General features: G+C 69.3%; 14 protein-coding genes. 6 read left to right on the forward strand and 8 right to left on the reverse strand.

Translation table 11 applies throughout. The annotated features are described in order from the left end of the window. Positions 1–9 precede the first annotated feature (9 nt). The 4 genes from AAG565_RS04990 to AAG565_RS05005 all read right to left on the reverse strand — a co-directional run bounded on the left by AAG565_RS04990 (position 10) and on the right by AAG565_RS05005 (position 2,827). Positions 10–660 carry a LysE family transporter gene (locus tag AAG565_RS04990; protein ID WP_348818563.1) on the reverse strand — a complete coding sequence of 217 codons (651 nt, stop codon included), beginning with the start codon at positions 658–660 and terminating at the stop codon, positions 10–12. Then, a complete protein-coding gene (locus AAG565_RS04995) occupies positions 645–1,193 on the reverse strand; it encodes a GNAT family N-acetyltransferase (RefSeq protein WP_348818455.1) in 549 nt (182 codons plus the stop codon). The genes AAG565_RS04990 and AAG565_RS04995 overlap by 16 nt, the downstream gene beginning before the upstream one ends. Positions 1,194–1,254: 61 nt before the next feature. Beyond that, positions 1,255–2,064, reverse strand: a complete 810-nt coding sequence (locus AAG565_RS05000) for a CHAD domain-containing protein (protein WP_348818456.1) — start codon at positions 2,062–2,064, stop codon at positions 1,255–1,257. A gap of 4 nt (positions 2,065–2,068) precedes the next feature. After that, a complete protein-coding gene (locus AAG565_RS05005) occupies positions 2,069–2,827 on the reverse strand; it encodes a glutathione S-transferase N-terminal domain-containing protein (RefSeq protein WP_348818457.1) in 759 nt (252 codons plus the stop codon). A 96-nt stretch (positions 2,828–2,923) separates the two neighbouring features. Here AAG565_RS05005 and AAG565_RS05010 point away from each other — a divergent pair, with 96 nt between their 5' ends. Genes AAG565_RS05010 through AAG565_RS05020 form a run of 3 tightly spaced genes read left to right on the forward strand, consistent with a single transcriptional unit; the run spans position 2,924 to position 4,844 of the window. Next, positions 2,924–3,523 (forward strand): RNA polymerase sigma factor, encoded by a 600-nt coding sequence (locus AAG565_RS05010; protein ID WP_348818458.1) that lies wholly within the window; start codon positions 2,924–2,926, stop codon positions 3,521–3,523. Then, positions 3,520–3,972 carry a hypothetical protein gene (locus tag AAG565_RS05015; RefSeq protein WP_348818459.1) on the forward strand — a complete coding sequence of 151 codons (453 nt, stop codon included), beginning with the start codon at positions 3,520–3,522 and terminating at the stop codon, positions 3,970–3,972. Before AAG565_RS05010 ends, AAG565_RS05015 begins: the two co-directional genes overlap by 4 nt. A gap of 11 nt (positions 3,973–3,983) precedes the next feature. Further along, a complete protein-coding gene (locus AAG565_RS05020) occupies positions 3,984–4,844 on the forward strand; it encodes a DUF4097 family beta strand repeat-containing protein (protein WP_348818460.1) in 861 nt (286 codons plus the stop codon). Positions 4,845–4,859: 15 nt separating this feature from the next. Here the strand turns inward: AAG565_RS05020 and purH are convergent, their stop codons facing one another. The 4 genes from purH to xseA form a co-directional block, all read right to left on the reverse strand. Beyond that, positions 4,860–6,422, reverse strand: coding sequence for a bifunctional phosphoribosylaminoimidazolecarboxamide formyltransferase/IMP cyclohydrolase (purH, locus tag AAG565_RS05025; protein ID WP_348818461.1), 1,563 nt, complete (start codon positions 6,420–6,422; stop codon positions 4,860–4,862). 42 nt (positions 6,423–6,464) lie between these two features. Continuing rightward, positions 6,465–6,734, reverse strand: coding sequence for a helix-turn-helix domain-containing protein (locus tag AAG565_RS05030; RefSeq protein ID WP_348818462.1), 270 nt, complete (start codon positions 6,732–6,734; stop codon positions 6,465–6,467). 207 nt (positions 6,735–6,941) lie between these two features. Next, positions 6,942–7,820 carry a 50S ribosomal protein L11 methyltransferase gene (prmA, locus tag AAG565_RS05035; RefSeq protein WP_348818463.1) on the reverse strand — a complete coding sequence of 293 codons (879 nt, stop codon included), beginning with the start codon at positions 7,818–7,820 and terminating at the stop codon, positions 6,942–6,944. A gap of 64 nt (positions 7,821–7,884) precedes the next feature. Continuing rightward, on the reverse strand, positions 7,885–9,255 hold the full coding sequence (gene xseA, locus AAG565_RS05040; RefSeq protein ID WP_348818464.1) for an exodeoxyribonuclease VII large subunit: 1,371 nt from the start codon (positions 9,253–9,255) through the stop codon (positions 7,885–7,887). Between the two features lie 92 nt (positions 9,256–9,347). On the opposite strand from xseA, the gene guaB reads away from it, so the two are divergent. From guaB to AAG565_RS05055, 3 genes are read left to right on the forward strand one after another with little or no spacing between them, the layout of a single operon-like run. Next, a complete protein-coding gene (gene guaB, locus AAG565_RS05045) occupies positions 9,348–10,811 on the forward strand; it encodes an IMP dehydrogenase (RefSeq protein ID WP_348818465.1) in 1,464 nt (487 codons plus the stop codon). Between the two features lie 44 nt (positions 10,812–10,855). Next, positions 10,856–12,427, forward strand: a complete 1,572-nt coding sequence (guaA, locus tag AAG565_RS05050; RefSeq protein ID WP_348818466.1) for a glutamine-hydrolyzing GMP synthase — start codon at positions 10,856–10,858, stop codon at positions 12,425–12,427. A gap of 2 nt (positions 12,428–12,429) precedes the next feature. Further along, positions 12,430–12,711, forward strand: a complete 282-nt coding sequence (locus AAG565_RS05055; RefSeq protein WP_348818467.1) for a TMEM165/GDT1 family protein — start codon at positions 12,430–12,432, stop codon at positions 12,709–12,711. The last annotated feature ends 1 nt before the right edge of the window (position 12,712 follow it).

The following is a 12,712-nucleotide window of genomic DNA, read 5'->3' on the forward strand; positions in this document are numbered from 1 at the left end:
GGTCCGAAGTCAGGGCGCGAGCGCGCGCAGGATCACCGCGCCGCCGAGCAGCACGAGCACGATGCCCATGGCATGGTCGATGCGGTGCGCGTGGCGACGCAAGCCGCGGCGCAGGCCTGGATGCGAGAGCATCAGCGCGACGAACGCGAACCACGCGAAGGTGGACAGCGGCAGCCACAGCGCCAGCACGGCCATCATCGTCACGCTCACCGGTCCGGCGACGACGGTCGTGAACAGCGCGACGAAGAACAGCGTCGCCTTCGGATTGAGCAGATTGGTGGCCAGCCCGATGCCGTAGTTGCGCCAGCCATTGCCCCGCGCTACCGGCGGCATGCGGTCGTCTTCGATGGTCTGCGGCTGCGCGCGCAGCGCCTGCAGTCCTATCCACAGCAAGAAGGCGGCGCCGGCGAGCGCGATCGCATCCAGGCTCCACGGGAACCGGTGCGTCAGCCAGCGCAGGCCGAACAGGCCGTAGGCGACGTGGAACAGGATGCCGCTGCCGATCCCCGCGGCGGTCCACACGCCGGCGGCGCGTCCGAGCGCGAGCGACTGGCGCGTGACCATCGCGAAGTCCGGTCCCGGCGACATCACGCCCAGCGCGTGCGCACTGGCGACGGCGCCGAACAGCGCCCAGCCATCGAGATTCATGCTCGCGTCCATCCCGGCCACGGGCCGTCCGGCTCGCCGAGCGGGTCGTGCAGCCGCGTTTCCTGGTGATAGCGCAGCATGCCGCGCGCCTCGTAGTTGGCCAGTGCAGCCGGGCCGTCGAGCGTGCAGGTGTGCACCCAGACGCGCCGCGCACCCATGTCCCAGGCGCGGGCGATGCCCTCGCTGAGCAGGTGTCCGCCCAGGCCGCGGCCGATGAATTCGCGCATCAGGCCGAAGTAGGCGATCTCGACGTCGTCGCCGGGCTGGTACTCCAGCTCGACGTAGCCGGCCGGCGTGCCGCGCACGTACATCACCCAGGTCTGCAGCTCCGGCCGGTCGAGCCACTGCATCCAGCGCGCATAGGTCCAGTCCAGACGATCGCGCCAGTACCAGTGGCCGCCGACCGCGGTGTAGAGGAAGCGGTTGAGCATCGGCAGCGGCAGCTCGGCGCGCAGGATCAGCGGTGCCGGCTGTGGCACGCGGGCGCGCTGCAACTGCGCCGGGGCGCGCATTTCCAGATACCAGGTGGTGACGGGTTCCTGCATCGGCGAAGGTTCGGATCAGCCGCGCGATGATAGCGCTGCGCCCGCTCGCGCCGTCAGACGGTCAGTTGAACAGGCGCTTGCCCTGGCGCAGCGCGCGCTGTTCGAGCTGCCGCAGGCGGGTACGCAGGGCGTCGTGCAGGCGCAGGCGCAGCAGGCCGGTGTCCGGCAGCTCGTCGGCGTGCAGCTGAAGACCGAGCTGGTGATGGTCGTGGTGCAGGCCCAGGGTCTCGCCGAGGTCCTTGAGCGCAGTGACGTCCCCGGCGGCATCGGGCAGCAGCGGCGCGAGCAGCGCGGATTGTGTCGCCAGGTGCTTGACCGACTTGCGCCAGCCGTGCAGCGCTTCAGCGGTGGGCCGCGCGCGGGCGTCGCGCCAGCGGCGCCGGCAGCGGCGGCGGTTGCGCGCGAGCGCCTCCGTGAGACTGTGCACGTCCATTTCCGGGAGTTCCAGTGACCTGAGATAGACCGCGGCTGCACGCAGCAGATGCGTGGCGTCGGTATCGGCCTCGGCGCGCGGTGTGTCGGTCGGTGCGAGCGCGTCGAGCTGCGGCAGCAGCGCGGCATACTGCGCGGCGCTCAGCAGACGGCCGCGTCGCAGGCTGCGTAGGGTTGCGCGCGCGACATCGCGGTCGCGGCGCCCGGCCAGCGCCCGGCCCGCGTCGCGCAGCAGGCGGTCCAGCGTGCCGTAGCGATCGCCGAGCGCGGGCTTGAGCAGTCGCAGCCAGGCGCGCAGGCGCTTGATGCTCTTGCGTGTCTCGTGGATGTCCGCGGACTCGCCGCGCTGCAGGTGTTCGAGCGCGCGTTCACACTCGGCGATCGCGGCCTGACGGAGCGCCTCGCGCAGCGGTCGGCCGGGAGCGAGCGCGAAGGCCATGGTCTCAGGCCGCGTAGGTCCGTTCGAGGTAGGCGATGATGTCCGCCGACTCGAACATCTCGGTGCCGGTGTTCGGGTCGATCAGATACGGCAGCTGCACGCGGCCGCTGCGATCGTGCAAGGCCTTGCGGTTGCGGCCGGTGTCGGCCGGGGCCTTGAACAGCCGGTCGCGGAACAGCGGCGGCCCCATGTCGGTCCAGCGCGACTTGCCGGTGTTGCGCAGGACGTAGGGCAGCTCCAGTTCGCAGAGTGCCTCGCGCACCAGGCGCGAGTACGGGCTGGACTCGAAGCTGTACAGCTCCAGCGGTTGCTCCGGTGCGCGCGACGGCCGCGCACGCAGGCCCCGCGGACGGATGCCGGAGGCGAGCATGCTGCCGGCCAGGTTCAGGATGCGCGGCAGACCGTGATTGGCGCGGGCCCGGCCGTCGTAGGTGCGCGCGAGGTAATCGGCGATGTCCTGCGACTCGTACAGGCGTGCGCCGGTGTTGGGGTCATGCAGGAACGGGAACTGGGTCTTGCCGCCGAGCAGCTTCGCGGTCGGACGGAAGCGTGTGCCGCCCTTGGGACAGGGCTGGATCAGCGCGTCGAGATCGAGTTCGGTCAGTGTCTCCCGGACCAGCCGGCAGTACGGGCAGCCTTCCATGTCGTACAGGCGCAGCAGCTGTTCCGGCTGGCGCCGCGCGGGCCGGAAACTGTCCGTCCCGCGCCAGAGCGCGGCGCTGCTGGCGAGGACCGATGTAGCGACATCGAAGCTGCGGCGCATCCACAATCTCCATCCGGCGCGGGTCTGCGGGGGCGGCCATTATGCATGGCTTCAAACCCTGGACCGCGGTCCGGCATCCAACGGGGGATGACGGGCATGACGTGTACTTTCGAAGGTGACGACGGCGTGCAGCCAGCGGGTCTCGACCGGGCGGCATCGGGTGGCGACGTGGCGCTGGTGCGCCGGGCGGCGGACGGCGACGCGCGTGCCTTCGAGACGCTGTACCGCAGCCACGTCGGCCGCATCTACGGCCTGTGCGTGCGCCTGGTCGATGGCGATCGCGTCAAGGCCGAGCAATACACGCAGGATGCCTTCGTCCGCGCCTGGGAAAAGCTCGGCAGCTTCCGCGGCGAGTCCGAGTTCTCGACCTGGCTGCACCGACTGACGGTGAATCTCGTGCTGGGCGAGCACCGGCTTCTCAGGCGCTGGGTCAGTTTCGAGGACACGGCCGGTGATGCGGACGGCGACCAGGGGCTCGCTGCGCCCGGCGACTGCCCACAGCAGCGGGCCGGCGATCGCATCGATGTCGAGCGTGCCCTGGCGAAGCTGCCCAAGGGCGCGCGCGCGGTCCTGATTCTGCACGATGTCGAGGGTTATCGGCACGACGAGATCGCCGGGCTGACCGGCATCGCGGTCGGCACGTCGAAGGCGCAGCTGCACCGCGCCCGCAAACTGATGAAGGAGTGGTTGTCATGAGCACCGACGACGAACACGACGGCGAAGTGCTGCCGCAGCTGCACGGCCTGCGTCGGGAACGGTTCCCGGAGCGCGACCTCTGGCCGGACATCGCGGCGCGTATCGGGACGCGGCGGCGCCGCAGCGTGCGGCCGTGGGCCGGCTTCGCGCTGGCGGCGAGTGTCGTGGCGGCCCTGTCCGTCGGTCTGTGGCGCAACGCGCCCGGTCCGCAGGCGGGGCCGGCGGCGGCGACGGCGATGTCGGTGTCATCCGCTTCCGCGGCGCGACCGGGCCGCGTGCATCCCCAGCAGCAGGCCTTGCTCAAGGCGAACCTGCGCATCGTCCAGCACGCCGAACGCGAACTGGAGCGGGCGCTCGAACAGGATCCCGAGTCCGAGTCCCTGCAACGCCTGCTGCAGACGGTGCGGGATCAGCGCGGCGCGCTCAAGGCGCGGCTGCAACAGACATGAAGGAGGGCACCATGAAACCCATCGGCATCAACATTGCCGCGCTGCTGCTGGCGGCGCCGGTTTGGGCGGGAACACCGATCGACGAGAAACGGCCGTTGGACGCAGACGGCCGCCTGTCGGTCAGCAATCTCGCGGGTTCGATCGAGGTCAGCGGGTGGGACCGCAACGAGGTCGCCATCGCTGGCCAGCTGGGGTCGGATGTCGAGAAGCTCGACATCGACGGCGATGCGCGCAGCCTCGTCGTGCGGGTGCGCTACCCCAACAAGCTCAAGGGCGGGGTCGAGGAATCCACCCTGCGGATCCAGGTCCCGCGAGGCGCGACGCTGGCGCTCGACGCGGTCAGCGCCGACGTGCGGGTCAGCGCGACGCGCGGTGCGCTGACCGTCAATTCCGTCAGCGGCGACATCGACGTGCGGACCGAAGCCGAGACCATCGCGCTCAACAGCGTCAGCGGCGATGTGGTCTGTGAAGCGCCGGCGCGCGAAGCGCGGCTGCAGACCGTCAGCGGCGACATCCGCACCCGCGGTCTCAAGGGCGGGTCGGTGACGGCCGAGACGGTATCCGGCGACGTGCAGCTCGCCGGCGGCGGGCTGCGCTCGGTGGCCGTCAAGTCGGTGTCCGGCGACGTGCTGCTGGAAGCCGGGCTCGATGCCGCCGGGACGCTGCGCGCCGAGTCACTGTCCGGCGACATCCGCGTGCGCCTGGCGCAGGCGCCGGACGCGGTCGTGAACCTGAAGACCTTCAGCGGCGAGCTGTCGGGTGACTATGCCCGTCCCGGCAGCGATCGCCGGCAGGCGCAGGCGACCCTGGGTGCAGGCAGCGGCCGCATCGAGCTGAACAGCTTCAGCGGCGACCTCTATCTCGGCAAGTGAGGGAGGGCCGCGGCCTCAGTGCCGGAAGTGGCGGATGCCGGTGAAGACCATCGCCATGCCGGCTTCGTCGGCGGCGGCGATCACCTCGGAGTCGCGCATCGAACCGCCGGGCTGGATCACCGCGGTGATGCCGGCCTGCGCCGCCGCGTCGATGCCGTCGCGGAACGGGAAGAACGCATCCGAGGCCATCACCGAGCCGGACACTTCGAGCTTCTCGTCGGCGGCCTTGATGCCGGCGATCTTTGCCGAATAGACGCGGCTCATCTGCCCGGCGCCGACGCCGATCGTCATGCGGTCGCGCGCATAGACGATCGCATTGGACTTCACGAACTGCGCGACCTGCCACGCGAACAGCAGATCGCGCAGTTCGGCTTCGCTGGGGTGGCGCCTGGTCACGACCTTGAGCGCCGATGCGTCGATCGTCGCGATGTCGGCATCCTGCACCAGCAGGCCGCCGGCGACGCGCTTGTAGTCCCAGGCCGCTGCGCGCTGCGCCGGGAAGGCGCCGCATTCCATCAGCCGCACGTTCTGCTTGGCAGCCACCGCCGCGCGCGCCGCGGCGCTGACGGCCGGCGCGATGATCACTTCGACGAACTGGCGCTCGACGATCAGCTTCGCGGTGTCACCGTCGAGTTCGCGGTTGAAGGCGATGATGCCGCCGAAGGCCGAGGTCGGATCGGTGCGGAAAGCCTGCTCGTAGGCTTCACGGATGCTCGCGCGCACCGCGACGCCGCAGGGATTGGCGTGCTTGACGATCACGCAGGCTGGTTCGGCGAACGTCTTGACGCATTCGAGCGCCGCGTCGGCGTCGGCGATGTTGTTGTACGACAGCTCCTTGCCCTGCAGCTGGCGCGCGGCGGCGATCGTGCCGCTCTCCGGCTTGCGCTCCACGTAGAACGCCGCGCGCTGGTGCGGGTTCTCGCCATAGCGCAGCGTCTGCTGCTTGTCGAACTGCAGGCCGAGCACGCCGGGGAAGGGCTCGCGCGAGCCGTCGTCGAGCACGCTCGACAGGTAGGCCGACACCGCGGCGTCGTAGCGCGCGGTCAGCGCGTAGGTCTTCAGCGCGAGGCGCCGGCGCGTCGCGGCCTCGATGCCGCCGCCGTCGATCTCGGCGAGCACCTGGGGATAGTCGGCCGGATCGGTCAGCACGCCGACCCAGGCGTGGTTCTTGGCCGCCGCGCGCAGCATCGCCGGGCCGCCGATGTCGATGTTCTCGATCGCGTCCTCGTCGCTGCAACCGGGCCTGGCGACCGTCGCCTCGAAGGGATAGAGGTTGACGACCAGCAGGTCGATCGGTGCGATGCCGTGCTGTTCCATCACCGACGCATCGATGTCGCGGCGACCGAGCAGGCCGCCGTGGATCTTCGGGTGCAGCGTCTTGACACGCCCGTCCATGATCTCGGGGAAGCCGGTGTGCGCGGACACCTCGGTGGCATCGAGCCCCGACTCGCGCAGCAGCTTGTAGGTGCCGCCGGTGGACAGCAGCGCGACGCCGCGCCTGGACAGCTCACGGGCGAATTCGACGATGCCGGATTTGTCGGAAACGGACAGCAGCGCGCGACGGACGGGCGTTCTCATGAGGTGACGGAATCGGAGGAGACGAGAAGACCGCGCCGGCGGTCAGAGCTTGTGCGAGTCGGCGCTGATCTTGTACTGCTTGAGCTTCTTGCGCAGGGTCGCGCGATTCAGGCCGAGCATGTCGGCGGCGCGCGACTGGTTGCCGTGGCAGTAGCGCAGCGTCGCGCGCAGCAGCGGCGGTTCGACCTGGTCGAGGAACAGGTCGTAGAGGTTCTTCGGCGCGTGGCCGTTCAGCGTGCGGAAGAAATCGTCCACCGATTCCTGTACCGAATGCCCGAGCGGCTTGATGTCAGAAGGGCGATGTACGGCCATGTGCGGATCCTCGACATGCTGCGCGTCGCGGCCGGCGCGTATGACCGGCGGCGCTCCCTGATGATGCGCAGTCCCCGTCAGGGGGCGGCAATCATACTCCTGCGCCGCGCGGCGCAAAAGCCGAGGCGATGCTGTCGGCGGCACGTGACTGATCGCGTGTCGTGGAACATCGCGCAAGTGACGGAAGCCGTTCGCGGAAACGATCCGCTATGTCCTGTGCGCGCTGATCCGTGTCCAGCCTTCGCGCGAGACATCGCCGTCGAACGTGAACCAGGGCGTGTAAGCGGAGCGCACTTCCTCGGCCTGACGATCGAGCAGTCCGGCCAGCGCGAGGCGTCCGCCGCGCACGATGCTGCGTGCGAGCAGCGGTGCGAGTTCGATCAGCGGATTGGCGAGGATGTTGGCGACGACGACGTCGGCCGGGACAGGCACGAAGTCCTGCGCAAGCAGCGTCGTGACGCGCGTACCGACGCCGTTCTCGGCGGCGTTGTCACGCGTGGCGGTCAGCGCCTGCGGGTCGATGTCCACGCACACGGCCCGTTCGGCGCCGAGCAGCAGCGCGGCGATCGCCAGCACGCCGGAGCCGCAGCCGTAGTCGAGCACGGTCCGTCCACGCAGGTCCTGGCCGGCGAGCCATTCGAGGCACAGGGCCGTCGTCGGATGCGTGCCGGTGCCGAAGGCGAGACCCGGATCCAGGCGCAGGATCACCGCGTCGGCCTGGTTCACTTCGCCGACCTTCTCGCGCGGCACGACCCAGAGGCGCTCGCCGAAGCGGAGTGGCGGGCAGTCCTTGAGCCAGATACGCACCCAGTCCTGGTCCTCGATCAGCTCGCGTTCGCAGCGCAGTTCCGCACCGTCGGGCAGCAGCTCGCGCAGGCTGGCGATGACCGGCGCCAGATCCGTGTCCTCGGCGAACAGTCCGCGCGTGACCGTGTGCGGCCACAGCGGCGTCTCGCCGGGCGCGGGTTCGAGCACCGGATCATCGACCGCGTCGATGAAGCTGACCGCACTCGCGCCGTGTGCCTGCAGCACCTCGTCGGCGAATTCCGGGTGTCGGGTGTGGACGCGCAACTGCAGCCAGGCCATGGGGACGTGAGTCGGGACGTGGGAGACACAATCGTAACAGTCGCCGATGGAGGTGCGTCCTCTTTTACTGGTTCCCGCTCTCCGGTTCCCGAGTCATGGGCGGCACGACGCGCGTGTCGATCTCCCCACGTGCCAGGACCAGGTGCAGGACGTCGCCGACGCGTGCCTGCGCGGCATCGGTCAGCGCACGTCCCTGTGCGTCGAGGGCGATCGCGTAGCCGCGGCCGAGTACCGCGCGCGGGTTCACGCCGTCGAGCAGCGCGGCATGGCGCTGCTGTTGTGCGGCGGCGAGATCCAGGCGGCGACGCATGGCGACGCGCAGGCGCGCGCCGAGCTGGTCGAGGGCGTGTTGCTGCGCGCGCAGGCGCAGCGCCGGCGATTGAGCCTGCAGCATCGCCCGTAGCCGGTCGAGACGATGATTCTGGCGGGCCCAGGCGTGCCGCAGTCCGCGTGCGAGGCGCAGATGCAGCTCGTCGAGACGCTGCGCGCGGTCGAACAGGCGCCGGCCCGGATGCTGGGCGTGCAGGCGCAGGTCGAGGCTTTGCAGCCGCTCGCTGCCCAGAACGAGGCGCCGGCGCAAGAGCGCGGCGATGCGCGACCGGCTTTCGTCGATCGTGCGACGCCAGTCGGCGATGTCGGGCGCCACGCGCTCGGCGGCGGCGGTCGGCGTCGGCGCGCGCAGGTCGGCGGCGAAGTCGGCGATCGTCACGTCCACCTCGTGGCCGACACCGCAGACCACCGGGACGGCGCAGGCGCGGATCGCGCGCGCGACACGCTCGTCGTTGAACGCCCACAGGTCTTCGAGCGAGCCACCGCCGCGCGCGAGAATGACGACCTCGACGGGCGCGCGCCGCGGCAGCTCCTGCAAGGCGCAGACGATCGCCGGCGGCGCGTCCTCGCCCTGCACCGGCACCGGGTAGAGATCGACCGGCGCCAGCGGGAAGCGGCGCTGCAGCGTGGTCAGGATGTCGTGGATCGCAGCGCCGCTGGCCGAGGTGATCACGCCGATGCGGTGCGGCACGCGCGGGATGGGACGCTTGAGTGCCTCGTCGAACAGACCCTCGGCAGCGAGGCGTTTCTTGAGTTCCGCGAAGGCGCGCAGCAGCGCACCCTCGCCGGCAGGTTCCAGGTGCTCGCAGATCAGCTGCAGGTCGCCGCGTGCGGTATAGACGCTGACCTGGGCGCGCACCAGGACGCGGTCGCCGTTCTGCGGGACCGGACGCACGTGCAGGTTGGCGTTGCGGAACATCGCGCAGCGCAGCTGCGCGCCGGCGTCCTTGAGGGTGAAATACCAGTGGCCGGACGCCGGCCGCGAAAGGTTGGAGATCTCACCCTGCACCCAGACGCGCGGCAGTGCATCCTCGACCAGCGCGCGCAGGATGTCCGCCAGTTCTGAAACCTCGTAGATCGTGCGGGTGGCGGAAGGCGTGGCCATCGCCGCGCAGCTTACGGAAAGTCGCGGCCGGGCGCAGCGAGGCGGGGCGCCGATCGCATATAATGACCCGCCTACTCAACTAGGCCCCCGCCATGCGTATCCAGTCCGAAGCGCTCACCTTTGACGACGTGCTGCTGCTGCCCGCGTTCTCGGAGGTGCTGCCCCGGCAGGTGGACCTGCGCACGCAGCTGACGCGCCGCATCACGCTCAACATCCCGCTGCTGTCGGCGGCGATGGACACGGTGACCGAGTCCAAGCTGGCGATCGCGCTGGCGCAGGAGGGCGGTATCGGCATCGTCCACAAGAACATGCCGGCGGAGGCGCAGGCCCGCGAAGTCCGCGCGGTCAAGAAGTACGAATCGGGCGTGATCACCGACCCGATCGTCGTGCCGTCGGACATGACCGTCGGCGAAGTGCTCAAGCTGACGCGCGCCAACCGGATTTCCGGCGTGCCCGTCGTCGATGGCAAGAATCTGGTCGGCATCGTCACCAGCCGCGACTTGCGCTTCGAGACGCGTTACGGCGAGCCGGTGTCCAAGGTGATGACGCCCAAGGAGCGCCTGGTCACGGTGCGCGAAGGCGCGTCCAAGGACGAGGTGATCGCCAAGCTGCACCAGCATCGCATCGAGAAGGTGCTGGTGGTCAACGACAAGTTCCAGCTGCGCGGCATGATCACCGTCAAGGACATCCAGAAATCCACCGATTACCCGATCGCCTGCAAGGACGATGCGGGCCGCCTGCGCGTCGGCGCCGCGGTCGGTACCGGGCCGGACACGGACGATCGCGTCGCGCGCCTCGTCGAGGCGGGCGTCGATGTCGTCGTCGTCGATACCGCGCACGGTCATTCCAAGGGTGTCATCGATCGCGTCGCGGCGATCAAGAAACAGTACGGCGACGGCTTGCAGGTGATCGGCGGCAACATCGCCACCGGCGACGCGGCGCTGGCGCTGGTCGATGCGGGCGCGGACGCCGTCAAGGTCGGCATCGGCCCGGGTTCGATCTGCACGACGCGTGTCGTCGCAGGTGTCGGCGTGCCGCAGATCAGCGCGGTGATGCATGTCGCCGAAGCCCTCAAGAACAAGGGCGTGCCGCTGATCGCCGATGGCGGTGTGCGCTACTCCGGCGATTTCGCCAAGGCACTCGCGGCCGGTGCCTACGCGGTGATGGTCGGCTCGATGCTGGCCGGCACCGAGGAGGCGCCCGGCGAGGTCGAGCTGTACCAGGGCCGTTCGTACAAGTCCTACCGCGGCATGGGTTCGCTCGGCGCGATGGCGCAGGGCTCCAAGGACCGCTACTTCCAGGACGCGACCTCCGAACTGGAGAAGCTGGTGCCGGAAGGCATCGAGGGTCGCGTGCCCTACAAGGGGCCGATGGCGGCGATCGTGCACCAGATGGTCGGCGGCCTGCGCGCGAGCATGGGCTACACCGGCTGCCAGACGATCGAGGACCTGCGCACGAAGACGCGCTTCGTCAAGATCACCGCCGCCGGCATCAAGGAGTCGCACGTGCACGACGTGACGATCACCAAGGAAGCGCCCAATTACCGGGTGGAATAGGGCCCGAACACGCCCCGGTCCGCCGGGGCTTTTCGTTGACATCGATGAACATCCATTCCGACAAGATCCTGATTCTCGATTTCGGCAGCCAGTACACGCAGCTGATCGCGCGCCGCGTGCGCGAGCTGGGCGTCTATTGCGAGCTGCATCCCTGGGACATGGCCGACGACGAGATCCGCGCGTTCGCGCCTCGCGGCGTGATCCTGTCCGGCGGCCCGGAATCGGTGATCGAGCCGAATTCGCCGCGCGCGCCGCAGGCGGTCTGGGACTTGCGCGTGCCGGTGCTCGGCATCTGTTACGGCATGCAGACGATGGCGGCGCAGCTCGGCGGCAAGGTCGATCCGGGCACGGTCAGGGAGTTCGGCTACGCAGAAGTCCGCGCGCGTGGCCATTCGCGCCTGCTCAGGGACATCGAGGACCGGGTCAATGACCAGGGGCACGGTCTGCTCGACGTGTGGATGTCGCACGGCGATCACGTGTCCGCGCTGCCGTCCGGCTTCAAGCTGATCGCCTCGACCAAGGACGTGCCGATCGCCGGCATGGCCGACGAGGCGCGCGGCTATTACGCGCTGCAGTTCCATCCGGAGGTCACGCACACCACGCAGGGCCAGCGCATCTATGCGCGCTTCGTGCACGAGATCTGCGGCTGTGGCAGTGCCTGGACGCCGGGCAACATCATCGACGATGCGATCGCGCGCGTGCGTGCGCAGGTCGGCGCGAGGAAGGTGCTGCTGGGCCTGTCCGGGGGCGTCGATTCCTCGGTGGTCGCAGCGCTGCTGCACCGTGCGATCGGCGATCAGCTGACCTGCGTATTCGTGGACCATGGTCTGCTGCGTCACCACGAAGGCGACCAGGTGATGAAGATCTTTGCCGATCATCTGGGCGTGAAGGTGATCCGCGTCGATGCCGAGGCGCGCTTCCTGGCGGCGCTCAAGGGTGTGGGCGACCCGGAGGCCAAGCGCAAGATCATCGGCCGGCTGTTCGTCGAGGTCTTCGAGGAGGAGGCGGCGAAGCTCGAAGGCGTCGAGTTCCTCGCGCAGGGCACGATCTACCCGGACGTCATCGAATCGGCCGGCGCCAAGACCAAGAAGGCACACGTCATCAAGTCGCACCACAACGTCGGCGGGCTGCCCGAGCGCATGAAGATGCAGCTGGTCGAGCCGCTGCGCGAGCTGTTCAAGGACGAGGTGCGCACGATCGGTGTCGAGCTGGGCCTGCCGCGCGAGATGGTCTATCGCCATCCGTTCCCGGGCCCCGGACTGGGCGTGCGCATCCTCGGCGAGGTCACCAAGCAGGCCGCCGACACGCTGCGTCTGGCCGACCACATCTTCATCGAGGAACTGCGACGTGCCGGCTGGTACGACAAGACCAGCCAGGCCTTCGCGGTCTTCCTGCCGGTGAAGAGCGTCGGTGTGACCGGGGACGGCCGCCGCTACGAGCCGGTCATCGCGTTGCGCGCCGTGCAGACCATCGACTTCATGACCGCGCACTGGGCCCATCTGCCCTACGAGCTGCTGGACGTCTGCTCGCGGCGCATCGTCAACGAGATTCCGGGCGTGTCGCGTGTGGTGTACGACGTCAGCGGGAAGCCACCCGCCACGATCGAGTGGGAGTGAACGTGGATCTGAAGATTTTTGCGACGGTCTTTGCCACCGTCTTTCTCGCCGAACTGGGGGACAAGACGCAGCTGGCGACGCTGCTGTTCTCGGCCGACAAGCCGGCGTCGAAGTGGACCGTGTTCGCCGGTTCGGCTTCGGCGCTGGTGGTCGCCGCCGGCATCGGCGTGCTCGCCGGCACCTGGCTGGCGCAGCACGTCAATCCGAAGCAGCTGCAGATCGTCGCCGGCGCCGGCTTCATCCTGATCGGTGCCTGGACGATGCGCTCGGCGTTCGCCGGATAGA

This window comes from Fontimonas sp. SYSU GA230001, assembly GCF_040066175.1.
Taxonomy (GTDB): Bacteria; Pseudomonadota; Gammaproteobacteria; order Nevskiales; family Nevskiaceae; genus Solimonas.

Coding starts and splice junctions, on each gene's coding strand:
- guaB (WP_348818465.1), top strand. CDS start 9,348: ATGCGTATCCAGTCCGAAGCGCTCACCTTTGACGACGTGCTGCTGCTG.
- AAG565_RS04990 (WP_348818563.1), bottom strand. CDS start 660: ATGGACGCGAGCATGAATCTCGATGGCTGGGCGCTGTTCGGCGCCGTC.
- AAG565_RS05005 (WP_348818457.1), bottom strand. CDS start 2,827: ATGCGCCGCAGCTTCGATGTCGCTACATCGGTCCTCGCCAGCAGCGCC.
- AAG565_RS05000 (WP_348818456.1), bottom strand. CDS start 2,064: ATGGCCTTCGCGCTCGCTCCCGGCCGACCGCTGCGCGAGGCGCTCCGT.
- prmA (WP_348818463.1), bottom strand. CDS start 7,820: ATGGCCTGGCTGCAGTTGCGCGTCCACACCCGACACCCGGAATTCGCC.
- AAG565_RS04995 (WP_348818455.1), bottom strand. CDS start 1,193: ATGCAGGAACCCGTCACCACCTGGTATCTGGAAATGCGCGCCCCGGCG.
- purH (WP_348818461.1), bottom strand. CDS start 6,422: ATGAGAACGCCCGTCCGTCGCGCGCTGCTGTCCGTTTCCGACAAATCC.
- AAG565_RS05015 (WP_348818459.1), top strand. CDS start 3,520: ATGAGCACCGACGACGAACACGACGGCGAAGTGCTGCCGCAGCTGCAC.
- AAG565_RS05020 (WP_348818460.1), top strand. CDS start 3,984: ATGAAACCCATCGGCATCAACATTGCCGCGCTGCTGCTGGCGGCGCCG.
- AAG565_RS05010 (WP_348818458.1), top strand. CDS start 2,924: ATGACGTGTACTTTCGAAGGTGACGACGGCGTGCAGCCAGCGGGTCTC.
- AAG565_RS05030 (WP_348818462.1), bottom strand. CDS start 6,734: ATGGCCGTACATCGCCCTTCTGACATCAAGCCGCTCGGGCATTCGGTA.
- xseA (WP_348818464.1), bottom strand. CDS start 9,255: ATGGCCACGCCTTCCGCCACCCGCACGATCTACGAGGTTTCAGAACTG.
- guaA (WP_348818466.1), top strand. CDS start 10,856: ATGAACATCCATTCCGACAAGATCCTGATTCTCGATTTCGGCAGCCAG.